General features: G+C 73.0%; 14 protein-coding genes. 6 read left to right on the plus strand and 8 right to left on the minus strand.

Annotation, left to right across the window (positions count from 1 at the left end):
* Positions 1-132: 132 nt before the first annotated feature.
* The 3 genes from HN013_RS20340 to HN013_RS20350 all read right to left on the minus strand — a co-directional run bounded on the left by HN013_RS20340 (position 133) and on the right by HN013_RS20350 (position 2,402).
* A complete protein-coding gene (locus tag HN013_RS20340) occupies positions 133-579 on the minus strand; it encodes an SRPBCC domain-containing protein (RefSeq protein WP_171168245.1) in 447 nt (148 codons plus the stop codon).
* A gap of 73 nt (positions 580-652) precedes the next feature.
* On the minus strand, positions 653-1,222 hold the full coding sequence (locus tag HN013_RS20345) for an RNA 2'-phosphotransferase (RefSeq protein WP_171168246.1): 570 nt from the start codon (positions 1,220-1,222) through the stop codon (positions 653-655).
* Between the two features lie 139 nt (positions 1,223-1,361).
* Complete coding sequence (locus HN013_RS20350) at positions 1,362-2,402, minus strand: vWA domain-containing protein (RefSeq protein WP_171168249.1); 1,041 nt, start codon at positions 2,400-2,402, stop codon at positions 1,362-1,364.
* Between the two features lie 125 nt (positions 2,403-2,527).
* On the opposite strand from HN013_RS20350, the gene HN013_RS20355 reads away from it, so the two are divergent.
* From HN013_RS20355 to HN013_RS20365, 3 genes are all read left to right on the plus strand, one after another.
* Positions 2,528-3,013, plus strand: a complete 486-nt coding sequence (locus HN013_RS20355) for a hypothetical protein (RefSeq protein WP_171168251.1) — start codon at positions 2,528-2,530, stop codon at positions 3,011-3,013.
* The gene (locus HN013_RS20360) at positions 3,010-3,348 is read left to right on the plus strand and encodes a transcriptional regulator (protein WP_312018661.1); all 339 of its coding nucleotides are present in this window, start codon (positions 3,010-3,012) and stop codon (positions 3,346-3,348) included. The genes HN013_RS20355 and HN013_RS20360 overlap by 4 nt, the downstream gene beginning before the upstream one ends.
* A gap of 162 nt (positions 3,349-3,510) precedes the next feature.
* Positions 3,511-5,409: an endonuclease/exonuclease/phosphatase family protein gene (locus HN013_RS20365; protein ID WP_171168253.1), complete on the plus strand. Its 1,899-nt coding sequence runs from the start codon at positions 3,511-3,513 to the stop codon at positions 5,407-5,409.
* A 255-nt stretch (positions 5,410-5,664) separates the two neighbouring features.
* Here HN013_RS20365 and HN013_RS20370 read toward each other — a convergent pair whose 3' ends face one another.
* Entirely contained in the window at positions 5,665-6,222 is a 558-nt protein-coding gene (locus tag HN013_RS20370; protein ID WP_171168255.1) for a CGNR zinc finger domain-containing protein, read from the minus strand.
* A gap of 111 nt (positions 6,223-6,333) precedes the next feature.
* On the opposite strand from HN013_RS20370, the gene HN013_RS20375 reads away from it, so the two are divergent.
* Together HN013_RS20375 and HN013_RS20380 are read left to right on the plus strand one after the other, a co-directional pair.
* Positions 6,334-7,593 carry an MFS transporter gene (locus tag HN013_RS20375; RefSeq protein ID WP_171168257.1) on the plus strand — a complete coding sequence of 420 codons (1,260 nt, stop codon included), beginning with the start codon at positions 6,334-6,336 and terminating at the stop codon, positions 7,591-7,593.
* A 206-nt stretch (positions 7,594-7,799) separates the two neighbouring features.
* Positions 7,800-8,417, plus strand: a complete 618-nt coding sequence (locus HN013_RS20380) for a hypothetical protein (RefSeq protein ID WP_212764587.1) — start codon at positions 7,800-7,802, stop codon at positions 8,415-8,417.
* 124 nt (positions 8,418-8,541) lie between these two features.
* Here the strand turns inward: HN013_RS20380 and HN013_RS20385 are convergent, their stop codons facing one another.
* On the minus strand, positions 8,542-9,225 hold the full coding sequence (locus HN013_RS20385) for a hypothetical protein (RefSeq protein ID WP_212764588.1): 684 nt from the start codon (positions 9,223-9,225) through the stop codon (positions 8,542-8,544).
* Between the two features lie 130 nt (positions 9,226-9,355).
* A complete protein-coding gene (locus HN013_RS33135) occupies positions 9,356-9,892 on the minus strand; it encodes a hypothetical protein (protein WP_249375176.1) in 537 nt (178 codons plus the stop codon).
* A 627-nt stretch (positions 9,893-10,519) separates the two neighbouring features.
* Here HN013_RS33135 and HN013_RS20395 point away from each other — a divergent pair.
* A complete protein-coding gene (locus HN013_RS20395; protein WP_171168259.1) occupies positions 10,520-11,785 on the plus strand; it encodes a globin domain-containing protein in 1,266 nt (421 codons plus the stop codon).
* A 106-nt stretch (positions 11,786-11,891) separates the two neighbouring features.
* Here the strand turns inward: HN013_RS20395 and HN013_RS20400 are convergent, their stop codons facing one another.
* Positions 11,892-12,215 (minus strand): hypothetical protein, encoded by a 324-nt coding sequence (locus tag HN013_RS20400; RefSeq protein WP_312018662.1) that lies wholly within the window; start codon positions 12,213-12,215, stop codon positions 11,892-11,894.
* Between the two features lie 161 nt (positions 12,216-12,376).
* Positions 12,377-12,685, minus strand: a complete 309-nt coding sequence (locus HN013_RS20405; RefSeq protein WP_312018663.1) for a metalloregulator ArsR/SmtB family transcription factor — start codon at positions 12,683-12,685, stop codon at positions 12,377-12,379.
* Positions 12,686-12,788 lie beyond the last annotated feature (103 nt).

The following is a 12,788-nucleotide window of genomic DNA, read 5'->3' on the forward strand; positions in this document are numbered from 1 at the left end:
GTGAGCCCTTCGTTCCGTCCGCTCGCCCGACCGTACGGCCGGCGCCCCGGTCCGCCCGGCCCGACACTCCTGACGGCGCGTCGCCGGTCGCCGCCGGCCACTCCGCCGGGGGAGCGCCGTGCGCCGCTGCCGTCAGGCGCCCGCGGCGGGCCGTCCCTCGGCGCGCCGTCGCAGTGCCGTGCCGAGGGCCTCGAAGTCGGCGACGGTACGGGTGATGACGCGGCCGAACAGGGGAACGAGCACGCCGGTGAACCGCTCGCTCTGCACGACCCTGGTGCCCCCGCCGTTCAGGTCGGCGAGGGCGAAGCGGTGCGTACGGTCGAGGAGCCCCGGTACCAGGAGCCTGGAAACCCAGCACAGCTCGCGGTCGGGGACCACGGCCCGCAGGCGGGGCCGGACGGTCCTCGCCCGGCCCCGGGACGGGACCGTCGTCAGGGCGAGCCTGTCGCCGACGGCGATCCGGCCGGACGCCTGCCGGATGAGCGGATTCCACTCCGGATACGCCGACAGGTCCGTGAGGACCTCCCAGACGCGGTGGGGAGGCGCGGCGATGTCGACCGCACCGGCAATCTCACGCATGGCGCTCTCCCGCTGTGTTCTGCCGCTCGCCCCCTCGGATACGGAACAGGCTACGGGTGCGCGGGCGGGGGGATCAGGAGGCGGTGCCGTGCTCCGTCGGGCCCGCCGCGAAGCGCAGGAAGCGGGGCGGAACCGCGTCCGTCAGCCAGACGCCGTTGTCGGTGCGGAGGAAGACGTGACCGGCGGCGTGCATGGCGCCCGCGTCGACGGGGAGCACCACCGGCCTACCGCGCCGGGCACCCACCCGGGTGGCGGTCTCGCGGTCCGCCGAGAGGTGCACGTGGTGACGGTTCATGGGGCGCAGCCCCTCGGCTCGGATCGCGGCGATGTTCCGGGCGACGGTGCCGTGGTAGAGGTACGGCGGCGGCTCGACCGGCGCCAGGGCGAGGTCCACCGTCACCGAATGCCCTTGCCGGGCCCGGATCCGCGCCCCCTCCACGGCGAACCGCTGCTTGTCGTTCACCGCCACGACGTGGTCCAACTCCTCGCGGCTGAACGGGAAACCGTGCGCGGCGGCAGCGGCCAGGAGCTCGTCGATCCGCACCCAGCCCTCGGCGTCGAGCCGGATCCCGATGCGGCCGGGGTCGTGACGCAGATGCCTGGAGAGGTACTTGGAGACCCGTACGGTCCTGCCGCTGTTCATGGGTCCAGTCTGCCTCGCGGGGGCGGGGGAGGGCCGCCGGATTTCCCGCAGGGCCGCCGCCCGGGGCGGGCAGGCGGTGCGGGAGGCCGAGACCCCGCATGCCCAGGACCGTGGCCTCCCGTTCGAAGGCTCCGAGACGTCAGTTCATGAGGAGCAGCCGCGTCTGCGGTACCAGCTTCCGGTTCACGCTGGTGCTCTGCACAAAGATCGTGAAGTCGTCGTTGTGGTCCGGCTTGACGCGGACCTCCGTGTCCGGCAGGCCGAGCAGGGCCCGGGCCTCCGGCCCCGTGTACACCCGGTCCGTCTTCTTCTCCAGCACCGCGATCTGCTTCCGCGCCTGGATCTTCTCCGACTTGCTCAGCTGATAGAACGCACCACCGGTTCGGTACGTGTGCCCGCATTCGATGACCCAGTCCCGGATGGCCGCTGCGCGGGTCACCGGAATCAGCTGGTACTCCGAAGGATCCACCGGGGTGAGGCCGGCTGCCTCGATGGTGTCCTTGTTGACCGCCTCCGCGCCCATGGAGAACACCGCCCGCGATCCCCGGATGCCCTGGGTGCGGCCCACCATGAACTTCTCGGTGGCCTGCTGGATGACCTGCCCGGCCTCCTCCAGCCCCTGTGTGCTCGTGGCGTCCCAGATGGCGATGTTGTCCTTCGGGAAGCCGCACTGCATGGCCTCGCGCTTGCCCATCTGGTCCGGCACCAGAACGGCGAGCGTCCAGTTGTCCTCCTGTGTCTCGATCATCTTCGCCACGGCCTGAACCAGTTCACGCTGATTGCCGGAAGGGGCATCCGGGCAATGGGTGCTCGCGTTCTCCTGCCCGTCGGTCAGTACGAACGTCAGGAAGCTGTGGTCGCCGTACAGTTGCGCTGTCTGCGCCAGCTCCCGCTGCGACTTCAGCGCGGCCGCCAGCAGGGCCGTCATGCCACCGACCCGGTACAGCTGTTGCAGGGACGGCATTCGCAGCACGTCCTTGTCGTAAATGACGCATTCCACCTTGTCCGCGAAGACGTACACCGTGACGCGGGTCTCCTGCTCCAGTTCCTTCGACCGGAGGGCCAGGTAGGCGATCTGCTGGTCGGCGACCTCGACGACCTTGCGGCTCAGGTGCGACATGGACGAGCTGGCATCCAGGACGAGAGCAACGTGATTGATGTAGTTCTGGTTTCCGGACATGGCTGGCCGTTCCCCCTCTTTCGATTCGGTGATCCGATCCTCCCACCCACCACTGACAATCGATCTTGGGCCGATTCGGGGGCCTCGGCGCCGACAGGTACTTTCCAAGATGGAAAGTACCTGCCATGCTGGCATCTGAAGAGATCCGGCCGGGGGATCCGGAGCCGGTCGCCACAGGCCTGGGGGAGTCCATGACCGAACACACCGACGCGGCCGTCCGGTTGCGGGGCATCGAGCGCTTCGAGACGGCCGCCCGGCGGAGGGGCGGGTGGTACTCCACCTACCTGTGGGTCTTCGCGGCCTGGCAGTTGGTGCTCGTCCCGCTGGTCGTCCTCTGGCACGGTCCGGTCGCGGCGGCCGTCCTCGCCGTCGTCAACGCCGCGCTCGTGAGCGGCATTTCGTGGTACGCCGGACGACAGCCCGTCGTTCCCCGGAACTTCGCCAGGAAGCACGTGACTCTGATCGGCGTCTGGGCCGTCATGTACGTCGGCACGATCGTCCTCGGAGTCACCGTCCTGGAGGACAGTGTCCTCCTCGCCGTCGTGGCGGCTCCTCTCTGCGCGCTCCCGCCGGCCGTGGGTGCCCTGCGGAGCACGGGGCGTGCCGCGTGAGCCGTCCGACGGACTCCTCCGCCGCGGCGGGCCGGCATCCCCGGCACGAGCTCGCGCCGCTGCTCTCCTCGCCCGTGCGGCTGTCGGTCGTCGCGGCCCTCGCCACCGTGGACAAGGCCGAGTTCGGCTACGTACGGGACCTGGTGGAGATTACCGACTCCATGCTGTCGAAACAGGCCGCCGCCCTGGAGGAGGCCGGCTGGCTCGCGGTGACGAAGGGCCGGGTCGGCCGGAAGCCGCGCACCTGGCTCGCCCTGACCGACGACGGACGGTCCCGCTACCGGCGCCACCTCGTCGCGCTCAGGGCTATCGCGGGGCTGCCGGCCCCCGGCTGAGACCGGGGCCCGGCAGTCCGGGACCACAGGGGTGGCGCCCTGACCGAAACGCCTGCGTCCAGCGGTAGTTGACACACGGAGAGCTCTTGACGTGAGCCTTCCTCTTGTGAACGGATCGTTACTGTGGTTGTCCGCTCCCGATCGCTCCGTGAGGAGACCACGATGCGCATACCGTTACCACGGCCCGGCGCCACCGCCCGTTCCGGACCGCGCGGACCACGGCTGACAGCAGCCCTCACCTCCGCGCTGCTGGCGGCCGGACTGCTGGTCGGTGCCGCCCCCGGTCCCGGCGGTCAGGAGGCACGGGCGGACGACCGGCCGACGAGCCGGCCGTCGGGCAGCGCCCGGCCGTTCGCCACCTACAACATGCAGGGCTCCGACAACGGGCTGCGCTGGAACGGCGAGGTCGGCCCGCTCACGATGCACCACGAGGTGGTCGCCCTCCAGGAGGTGGGAAACGGACCGCCCGCCGAGCCGAGCCAGTCCCGCGGCACCGGCGTGTCGATCCCCATCACCCACCCCTTTCCGGCAGGTCTGCCGGGCTACGTGAGTCACACGCGGTGGGAGTACCGCCACCACCGCCGCCACGTGTACTACCTCCAGACCGACCCGCAGCGCGACAGCACCACCGGATACGACCACTGGATCGGCGGCCGGGTCAACCTCGCCGTGGTCACCCACGCCCGCGCGGACGAGGTCCGGGTCATCGAGAACCCGCTGTACAACCGGAACGAGCCCAGGAACGAATACCGCTACCGCCGCGCCCTCGGCGTACGGATCGGCAACACCGTCTACTACAACGTCCACGCGCGCGGCGCGGACGTCCCCGGCCTGCTCCGGGGCATCCGGAACGCCACCCGGCCCGGCGAGAGCTGGGTCATGCTCGGCGACTTCAACCTCGACATCCGCAACCGCACCGACCGGCAGGCCCGGGAGCGGAGTCTCCGCCTGCGGCCCGAGGAGCGACTGGCCCGGACCGGCCGCTCCACCCACCAGCGGGGCGGCGAGCTCGACTACGCGATCACGCGCGGCACGCCCCGGTTCAACGCGGCCATCCCCGGAGGCCGCGGCTCGGACCACTATCCCGTCCAGTTCGAACCGGCCCCCACTCCCGTGCCGGCCGCGCCCGACGGCCGGGTGCACAACTTCTCCTCCGCCCTGGAGAACGTCGCGAACGGGGCGGTGCTGGACGTCCAGGACCGCGGCGGAAGCCGGGTGACCACCCGGCGGCAGCGCTACAACGCCAACCAGCGGTTCCGCATGGGCACCGTGCAGGGGCACTGGTACCGCTTCGCCCGCGGCGGCAGCCCCGCGGCCGCGCCCGGGACCCGCGGCACTGTCGCCAGGAACGCCGCCCGCGACGAGCTGTGCCCCGGCGTCAACCCGTGGATCCCGCTGTCCGTCATCGCGTGGGGCTGCGACACGGCCGAGGCCCAGTGGACCCCCGACGACCCGGGCGAGCCCGGCGGCCCGCTGCGCTGGCGCAACTCCCGCCACCCGGAGCTGTGCCTGACCGCGGGGAAGGAGGGGAACGCGGTCGCGGCCCTCCCGTGCAACGACAGCACCGCCCAGCAGTGGTGGGACAACTCCCGCGCGGTGCCCGAGCGTGAGTGGCGGACCGGCGACGGACGGGCCCAACTGCGCGCGTTCAACGGCCTCTACCTGGACATCTGGGGCGGGCCCGGCCGCGACGGCACCCCGCTGACCACCCGCCGGCGCGACATCGGCGTCAGCACCCAGCGATGGGACATCCAGTACGCCGGCCTCGGCGACAACCTCGTCCGCCTCAGGGGACTCAGCGGCGGCCTGTGCCCCGACCTTCTGAACACCGGGCGGCCCCGCCCCGGCGACCGCACCGTGCTGCACAGCTGCGCCGACCGCGGCAGCAAGAAGGACGGCACGGGCCACCGCTGGCAGGCGGAGATGTACCGCGACGGCTCCCTCCGCTTCCGCAACGAGGCCTCGCACCTGTGTCTGGTGGCGCCGCTGCGGGAGGCGGCCTACGTGACGATCGACGCCTGCGGCAACAACGCCCGTCAGCGCTGGACGATCGTGCCGTGACGCCGTAGCCGCGAGGCGGGACGGGCCCGGGCCGGCGTGTGAAGGCCGGCCCGGGCCCCGGGCCGCAGCGGACCAGTGTGCCGGCCGTGCGGTCCGGGTACGTGATGCCCGGACCGCACGCGCCCGTACTTCGCCAGGATCGAGGGGACGTCGTTGAACTCGGTGGGGAACCCCGTCGCGTCCCCGACGGCCGGTCCGGCCATCGCACCTGTCGCCTTCGTCCGCCCACCCTGACGGCGGCCGTCGCGGGCGCGGTCAGGAGTCGGCGGCGTGCCTGGCCGCGTACCGGCGGGCCTTGGCGCGGTTGCCGCAGACCCGCATGGAACACCAGCGGCGGCTGCGGTTCTTGGACGTGTCCCAGAAGACCCAGGCGCAGGCGTGCTCCGCGCACCGTTTGAGGCGCGCCGCCTCGCCCGTCACCACCAGCTCGCTCCAGGCGACGGCCAGGGCGCCCAGCGCCTTCCGCGCGGGGGGTGCCCCGGGGGCGGGAACCAGGGCGGACCCGGACCCTGCGGGGCGCAGCACGGCCCGCAACGGCAGGGCTTCCAGCGCCGTTTCGGCCCGCTCGACGAGCCGGGGGTCGGGAGCGTCGCCGACGTGGGTGCCCAGCTCCTCCCGGATGCCGCCGCGCAGGTCCAGGCAGAGGCGGTGGTCGTCCGGGCCGAGGCCGTCCCGGCCGTCGGGCAGCAGCCCCTGGTCCGCGAGCCAGGCGGCCAGCCGGGCGGGGGTGGACACGTCGTCCGTGCCCAGCTCCACGTCGACCGTGTTGACGAACGCCTCGATCAGCAGCGCCGCCGGTGGTGCTTCACGCATCTCGTACCTCCGCCCCCAGCTTAACCGGCTATCGCCGTCACCGGTTGACGGGTGGTCGTCCTCCGTGCCACGCTCCGCCTTTATAACCGGTCAAGCCAATAGGGGGTTAATGTGAGCGCCGCGCAGAGCACCGCCGTCGAGGGACCCGCGGAGGCGTCACCCGCCGGGACCCGGAACTCCGTCGTGCTCCTGGCGTTCACCGTGATCACCAATCTCGCGGACGGCGTCACGAAGGTCGCGCTCCCGCTGCTGGCCACCCGGCTGACGGCGTCCCCGGCGCTCGTCTCGGCCGTGTCCTTCGCGCTGACGCTGCCGTGGCTGCTGACGGCCCTGCACGTCGGTGTGCTGGTCGACCGGGTCGACCGGCGGCGGCTGCTGTGGCTCGCGGACGGCCTGCGCCTGCTCGCCATCGGCGTCCTCGCCGCGGTGGTCGCGGCGGGCCGGGCGGACATCGCCGTCCTCGTCCCCGCCGCGCTCGTGCTCGGCGTCGCCGAGGTCGTCGCGCTCACGGCCGCGGCGGCGCTCGTGCCCGCCCTGGTGCCGCGCGGGGGACGGGAGCGCGTGAACGCGTGGCTGGTGGGGGCGGAGACGGTGGCCAACGAGTTCGGTGGTCCGTTCGTCGGCGGTCTCCTGCTGGCCGCGGGGACGGGGCTCGCCCTGGGCTCGGCGTGGGCCGCCTACGTGGCGGGGACCTGCCTGCTCCTGCTGCTCGTCGGCCGCTTCCGTCCCGCTCCGGCCGGCGCCGACGCCGGGCCGCCGCCCGCCGTGCACCGGCAGATCGGCGAAGGGCTGCGGTTCCTGTGGGAGGACCGGCTGCTGAGGGTCATGTCCCTCACGCTGACGGTGCTCTGCGCGAGCTGGGGCGCGTGGACGGCCCTCATGCCGCTGGCCGCCACCGGACGCATGGGCCTGTCGGCCCAGGGGTACGGCGTCCTGGTCAGCGCCCTCGGCCTCGGCGGGCTGGCCGGCGCGCTCACCGTCACCCGCGTCAACAGGCTGCTCGGCCGCCGCCGGGCGCTGCTCGCGGACCTCGTCACGACGTTCCTGATGATGGCGGTCCCCGGGGTGACGGACAGTCTGTGGGCGGTGGCCGCCGCGGCGTTCCTCGGCGGTCTGGGCGGCACCCTCTGGACGGTCAACGCCCGTCTGATCGCCCAGAACCTCGTCCCGGAAAGGATGATGGGCCGCTACAGCGGCGCCTACCGGCTGCTCAGCTGGGGAGCGATGCCCCTGGGCGCGGGGCTGGTGGGCCTGCTGGCCCAGGGGTTCGGCGACCGCGTCGCGTTCCTCGTCTTCGCGGTGGCCGCCGCCGCCACCGTCCCGCCGTTCCTGCGCATGGTGACGGCCGACCGGCTGCGCGAGGCCGGCTGAGCGGAGGCGGACGCGCCGGGGGAACTCCTCCGGCAACGCCGGGCAATCCGCGTTCCACCTGTCATTCCCGGCCAACTCGCACGCCTGTGCACGTAGGGCATTCGGCTATGCACCAGCACCGGGAGTCACATGGCCCCACCCGAGCGTGGCCGATCCCTTTCGGGCACTGCTGTCACGGAAAGCACGGATGTCTACTCTCCACCGCCATGCGCCCTACAACACGCAGACGCCTCGGTCTCTCCGGTCTCCTCGCCCTCGGCATCGGCCTGCCCGGTCTGGTCCAGCAGCCGGCCTCGGCGGACGCCGCGCCGCCCATGAGCATCAGCGTCGACAAGCCGTCGGCGACGCCCGGCTCCACGGTCACCATCACCATGACCTTCACCAATGACCAGACCACGAACACGCAGTTCGTGTACCAGTCCATACAGCCGACCTGGAACACCTCGCAGGACCCCGGGCTGAAGTACACCTTCAAATCCTGCACGGGTGAGGCCGTCCAGTGCGACGTCAACGGGCAGACGGGCACCGTGCGGTACAACGTGCCCGTCGTCCCGGGCGCCACCCGGACCGTCAAGCTGACGTACGACATCGCCGCCGACTCGGCCTGCGGCCCCAGCAGGCGGATCGACTTCTACTCGTACGTCTACTACGAGTACCAGGGCGGACAGGCGAAGAAGGACGGCGTCTACACGACGGGCACGGACGTCGCCTGTGCGACCACACCGCCGGCGGCCGGCAAGGCGGCTGAGTCCTCCGCCAAGTTCGCCAAGTCCGCGGCGGCCGCGCAGCAGCGGCAGCACCTTCCCGCGGCGGCCCGTCACTGACGTCCCTCGCGCCACCCCGAACGCCGGACGGACCCGGAGCGGACCGTCCGGCGTCGGCGGTTCGTCGTCGGGTCGTCGTCGGTTCGTCGTCTGGAGGAGCATGGAATCCGCCGGAGCGCGGCCGTCACGCCGCCGGTTCCGGTGCCGCCCCGTCCCGCCGGGGGGTCTCCGCCCCGCTCCGTCCGTCCTTCTCCCGGCGGATCACCGCGGCCAGCGTCAGCAGGTACGCCACGTCCAGCAGGAAGCAGGCCACCGCGCAGTACGGCACGACGGTCCCGGGGTACCGCGCGCGCTCGACGTACCAGTCCAGCGACGCCGCCGCCGTTCCCACGAGCTTCGCGGCGGCGATGCCCAGGGACTGGCCGCGGCTGTCGCCCCGCGCGGCGAGCATCGCCAGGAACATCCCCGACATCGCCACATTGGACCCGAAGGCGGTGAACACCCCCAGTCCGCCGTCCAGTTGCATCGAGACCACGTCCATGCCCGTGTACGCCAGCGCGAGCAGCAGGACGAGGAAGCCGCGGAAGACGTGCGGCCGCAGGCGGGGGAACTCGCGGGGGCCGAAGCGCACCACGGTGTAGAGCAGGCCGCAGTCGAGCAGGAACCAGACGATGTTGATGACGGTCCGGGGCCAGTCGGACGGCTCGGTGGCCGGACGGACGAAGGCGAACTGGAATTCCCACGAGATGTTCGTGGCGAGCGCGACGACCGGGATGGCGTAGGTCCGGTCGCGCAGGCCGGCACGGATCGCCAGCACGTACGCGGTGGTCCACCCCAGTCCGCACAGGACCCCGAGCGCCAGTCCCATCGCCACTCCCGCAGCCCGTCACCGGCCGGTCGCTCCGGCCGATCAGCAGGATGCCCGCCGGCCGGGCGGCTCACCGCGGTGGACGCTCCGTTTCCACCGTGCGGGGTCCCTGGCGTTCACACGTACGCAGTCAGCCGCGGCGCGCGGCGGCGTGCGCCCGGACCCCGGCGAGGCCCAGGAAGAGCAGCGTGACGGACGCGCCGACGGCGACCGCGGCGGCGAACCGCGCTCCGTTCGGCGTGCCGCCGCCGGCCAGTACCGCGGCGAACGCCGCCACCGCCGCGGCCGGACCGGGCAGCAGCCAGCACAGGAACGCCCGCCGGGGCCGCGCCGGCTCACCCGGGAGCGGGCCGCCCAGCACCGCCCAGTGCCGACCGGTCTCACGCCGTTCGCGCCCCCGTTCGACGAGGGAACGCGAACGCAGTCCCGCGCAGACCGCCGCTCCCGCCGCGGCCACCGCTCCGATCGTGGGCCAGGGCGCCCCGGCGAGCAGCAGCGGGGCCAGCAGCGCCGCCGTGCCCCAGCCCGTCAGACAGGCCGCGGCCGCCAGCCGCCGCGACCGGGGCCGGTCGACGCCCGCCCGGATGTCCGTGACCGCCGGCAGGTACCAGACGCAGCCGGACACGCACAGCACGACGACGCCGAGCGCCAGTACTGCGTGGGACATGACGTTCCTCCTCGGGAGCTCGGGCCGGCCGTCTCGTGGGCCCGCCGACGCGCGGTACCGGGAGGAGCCCGAGGTGCCACGGGGGTCGGACGGCTCCTCCCGGCCCGCATTCAGGATCGGCCGGCGGGGCCGGGCCGGACCCTGGGCCGAACGGACCCGCCCGGGACCGGAAGTCCCGCTGACGAGCCGTCAGGCTCCGCCGACCGACCTGACGACTCGTCATGCACGAAGCCGCCACCGGCCGAAAGGGCCGAACGGCCCTGGCGAACGGGGCCCTTCGGGCATAAGTGACGGGTGCCATACTGGCGCGTGCCGCCCACCGGACGGCCGGGTTCACCGGCAGCACGGCAGCCGGCCCGTACCACCCCTCCGACAGGAGCCCCGCACCGTGTCACGCCCCGGCCCGCGCGCCCGCATCACCCGACCGCCCGCCGCCCCGTCCCGCCCGCCGCTCCGCGCGTGCGAGCGGCGGCCGTCGAACGCCGCCCCCGCCGGCACCGGCATACGCACCCCGCGCGCCCACCGCCGAAGGACCCACGCGGGAGGAAGCAGATCCCCTCGTCCGGCGGCGTCCGAACCGAACGGTTCCCCCGTGCTCCGCCGCGTCCGGCCGGAAGGGTGCTGACCATGGACATCGTCGGCGACGAGTACCACGGCCTGCTGGCCCGCCACGACGCCATGCGGCTGCGCCGTTCGCTCCTCTCCGCGGGGGAGCGGCGGCCCCCCGCCCCGCCCGGGCGGTCCCCGGCGCCGTACGACGGCGCGGCCGACCAGCGGGAGATCCTGCGCGGGCTCGACCTGGTGTCCCCGTTCGACGGCCTGATCGCCGAGCTCTACGGCGAGTTGTTCCGGCGGTGGCCCTACCTGCGGTCGCTGTTCCCCGAGTCGATGGAGTTCCAGCGCCGGCACCTCGCGCACATCTTCCAGTACCTCATCGACCACCTGCACGACCCCGGCGAGGTGACCGCCACCTTCACCCGCCTCGGCCGGGACCACCGCAAGCTGGGCGTGCGGCCCGCGCACTACGAGGCGTTCGAGGCCGCGCTCCGGCAGGCGCTGCGCCGGACCGCGGGCGCGCGGTGGACCGACGCCATGGAACGGGCGTGGCTGCGCATGCTGCGCTTCGCGGTCGCCGCGATGGTCGAGGGTGCCGAGGCCGCCCTCGGTGAACCCCCCGCCTGGGAGGCCGAGGTGACGGCGCACGAGCGGCTCCGCCCGGACCTCGCGGTGGTCCGCGTCCGCACCGGCGAGCCGTACTCCTACCGGGCCGGACAGTACGCGGCCGTCCAGTCGCCACAACTGCCCCAGGCGTGGCGGTACTACTCCTTCGGATGCGCTCCCCGGCCGGACGGGGAGCTGGAGTTCCACGTCCGGCCGGCCGGCCGCGGGGGAGTGAGCGAGGCTCTGGTGGCGCACACCCGGGTCGGAGACATCCTGCGGCTCGGTCCCGCGAGCGGCACGATGACGCTGGACGACGACCTCACCGGCGACGTCCTACTGGTGGCCGGGGACACCGGCTGGGCCCCCGCCAAGGCCCTGCTGGAAGACCTCTCCTCGGGCCGCGCCGGGCAGCACGGGGTGCACCTCTTCCTGGGCGCGCGCGGTCCGGCCGGCCTCTACGACGCCGAGACGCCGGCGCGCCTGGCCCGCCGCCGACCCTGGCTGCGCGTGGTCCCGGTCATCGAGGACGAACCGGGGCCGGGCGCCTGGGAATCGGTCGCGGACGCCGTGCTGCGGCACGGTGACTGGTCCCGGCACACGGCCTTCGTCGCCGGACCGCCCGCGCTCGTCAGGGCCACCGCCACCCGGCTCCTGGCCGCAGGCGTGCCCGCCGCGCGCGTACGGCACGATCCGCTCCCTGCCTCCCGTGACAGGGTGCTGACCGCACCCTGAGACCGGGCTCGTTGTACACCTCCGCCCCACCCGTCGGACGTCCGACGGGTGGGGCGGAGGTGTACAACGGCGCGTGCCGCCCGGCCCGCTCACTGCCGGCGGCTGGTCAGCCAGGGGGAGAGGGGCATGCCCACAAGCTCCTTAGAACGTCGTTCCGTCGGGCAGGGGAACCACGAGGAAGGTGGCCGGCGGGAAGAAGCGGCCGGCGACGTGGGCGGCCCCCGGAGCAGACGGTGCGCAGGAACTCCGGGACGTGCTCGTGCGGGACGTCGGGAAAGTCCACGCCGTCCACGACGGTGCGGGTGTCGCCCTCCGGGTGCACCGTCACCTCGATGTCCGGCGGCCCGGCCAGTTCCACGAACGCCTCGTGCGGCAGTGAGCCGTCGGGGTCGGTGACGGCGAACGGCGGGGCGCCCGTACGACGGTCCACCCGGTCGGCGCCGATGTCGTGCGAGACCGCGCTGACCGTCCGGCCGTACTCCTCCGCCGGACGGCGGTCACGACAGCTTCTGTGCCGGGCCGGGGATCCTTGCCGGCCACCCGCCCGTCATCCGTCATCGGCCGGCGTCCCCGCGGCGCGGGTCGGCCGGGTCAGCCGGTCCGGGCCAGGCGGGGCGGCTGGATCGCGGTCAGCAGGTCGTACAGCTGGTGGAGGGCGTCCGGCCGGACCGAGTAGCAGATCTGTACGCCGCGCCGGCGGGTGACGACCAGACCCGCTTCGCGCAGCACCTTCAGATGCTGGCTGATGGTCGGCTGCGTCACCTCGAACAGCTCGGTGAAGTCACAGGCACACGTCTCCGGTCGTTCGGCGAGCGCCTTCATGATGCCCAGCCGCACCGGATGCCCGAGCGCCCTGAACATCGCCACTTCGGCGGCGGAGTCCTGCACAGTCTCGTTCACGTTGACAGTCTATCAAAGATCGCTTATATAATCCGTTGCCTAAATAGAGAAATGCCTATGGAAGCTCGAGGGCGGTGCGGTCCGCCGCGGACGTCCCGGGCGA

The organism is Streptomyces sp. I05A-00742 (genome assembly GCF_013055795.1).
Lineage (GTDB): Bacteria > Actinomycetota > Actinomycetes > Streptomycetales > Streptomycetaceae > Streptomyces.

Bases quoted from the DNA above. Each gene is read 5' to 3' on its own strand.
- HN013_RS20340 (WP_171168245.1), bottom strand. From the start codon at position 579: ATGCGTGAGATTGCCGGTGCGGTCGACATCGCCGCGCCTCCCCACCGC.
- HN013_RS20345 (WP_171168246.1), bottom strand. From the start codon at position 1,222: ATGAACAGCGGCAGGACCGTACGGGTCTCCAAGTACCTCTCCAGGCAT.
- HN013_RS20350 (WP_171168249.1), bottom strand. From the start codon at position 2,402: ATGTCCGGAAACCAGAACTACATCAATCACGTTGCTCTCGTCCTGGAT.
- HN013_RS20355 (WP_171168251.1), top strand. From the start codon at position 2,528: ATGCTGGCATCTGAAGAGATCCGGCCGGGGGATCCGGAGCCGGTCGCC.
- HN013_RS20365 (WP_171168253.1), top strand. From the start codon at position 3,511: ATGCGCATACCGTTACCACGGCCCGGCGCCACCGCCCGTTCCGGACCG.
- HN013_RS20370 (WP_171168255.1), bottom strand. From the start codon at position 6,222: ATGCGTGAAGCACCACCGGCGGCGCTGCTGATCGAGGCGTTCGTCAAC.
- HN013_RS20380 (WP_212764587.1), top strand. From the start codon at position 7,800: ATGCGCCCTACAACACGCAGACGCCTCGGTCTCTCCGGTCTCCTCGCC.
- HN013_RS20385 (WP_212764588.1), bottom strand. From the start codon at position 9,225: ATGGGACTGGCGCTCGGGGTCCTGTGCGGACTGGGGTGGACCACCGCG.
- HN013_RS33135 (WP_249375176.1), bottom strand. From the start codon at position 9,892: ATGTCCCACGCAGTACTGGCGCTCGGCGTCGTCGTGCTGTGCGTGTCC.
- HN013_RS20395 (WP_171168259.1), top strand. From the start codon at position 10,520: ATGGACATCGTCGGCGACGAGTACCACGGCCTGCTGGCCCGCCACGAC.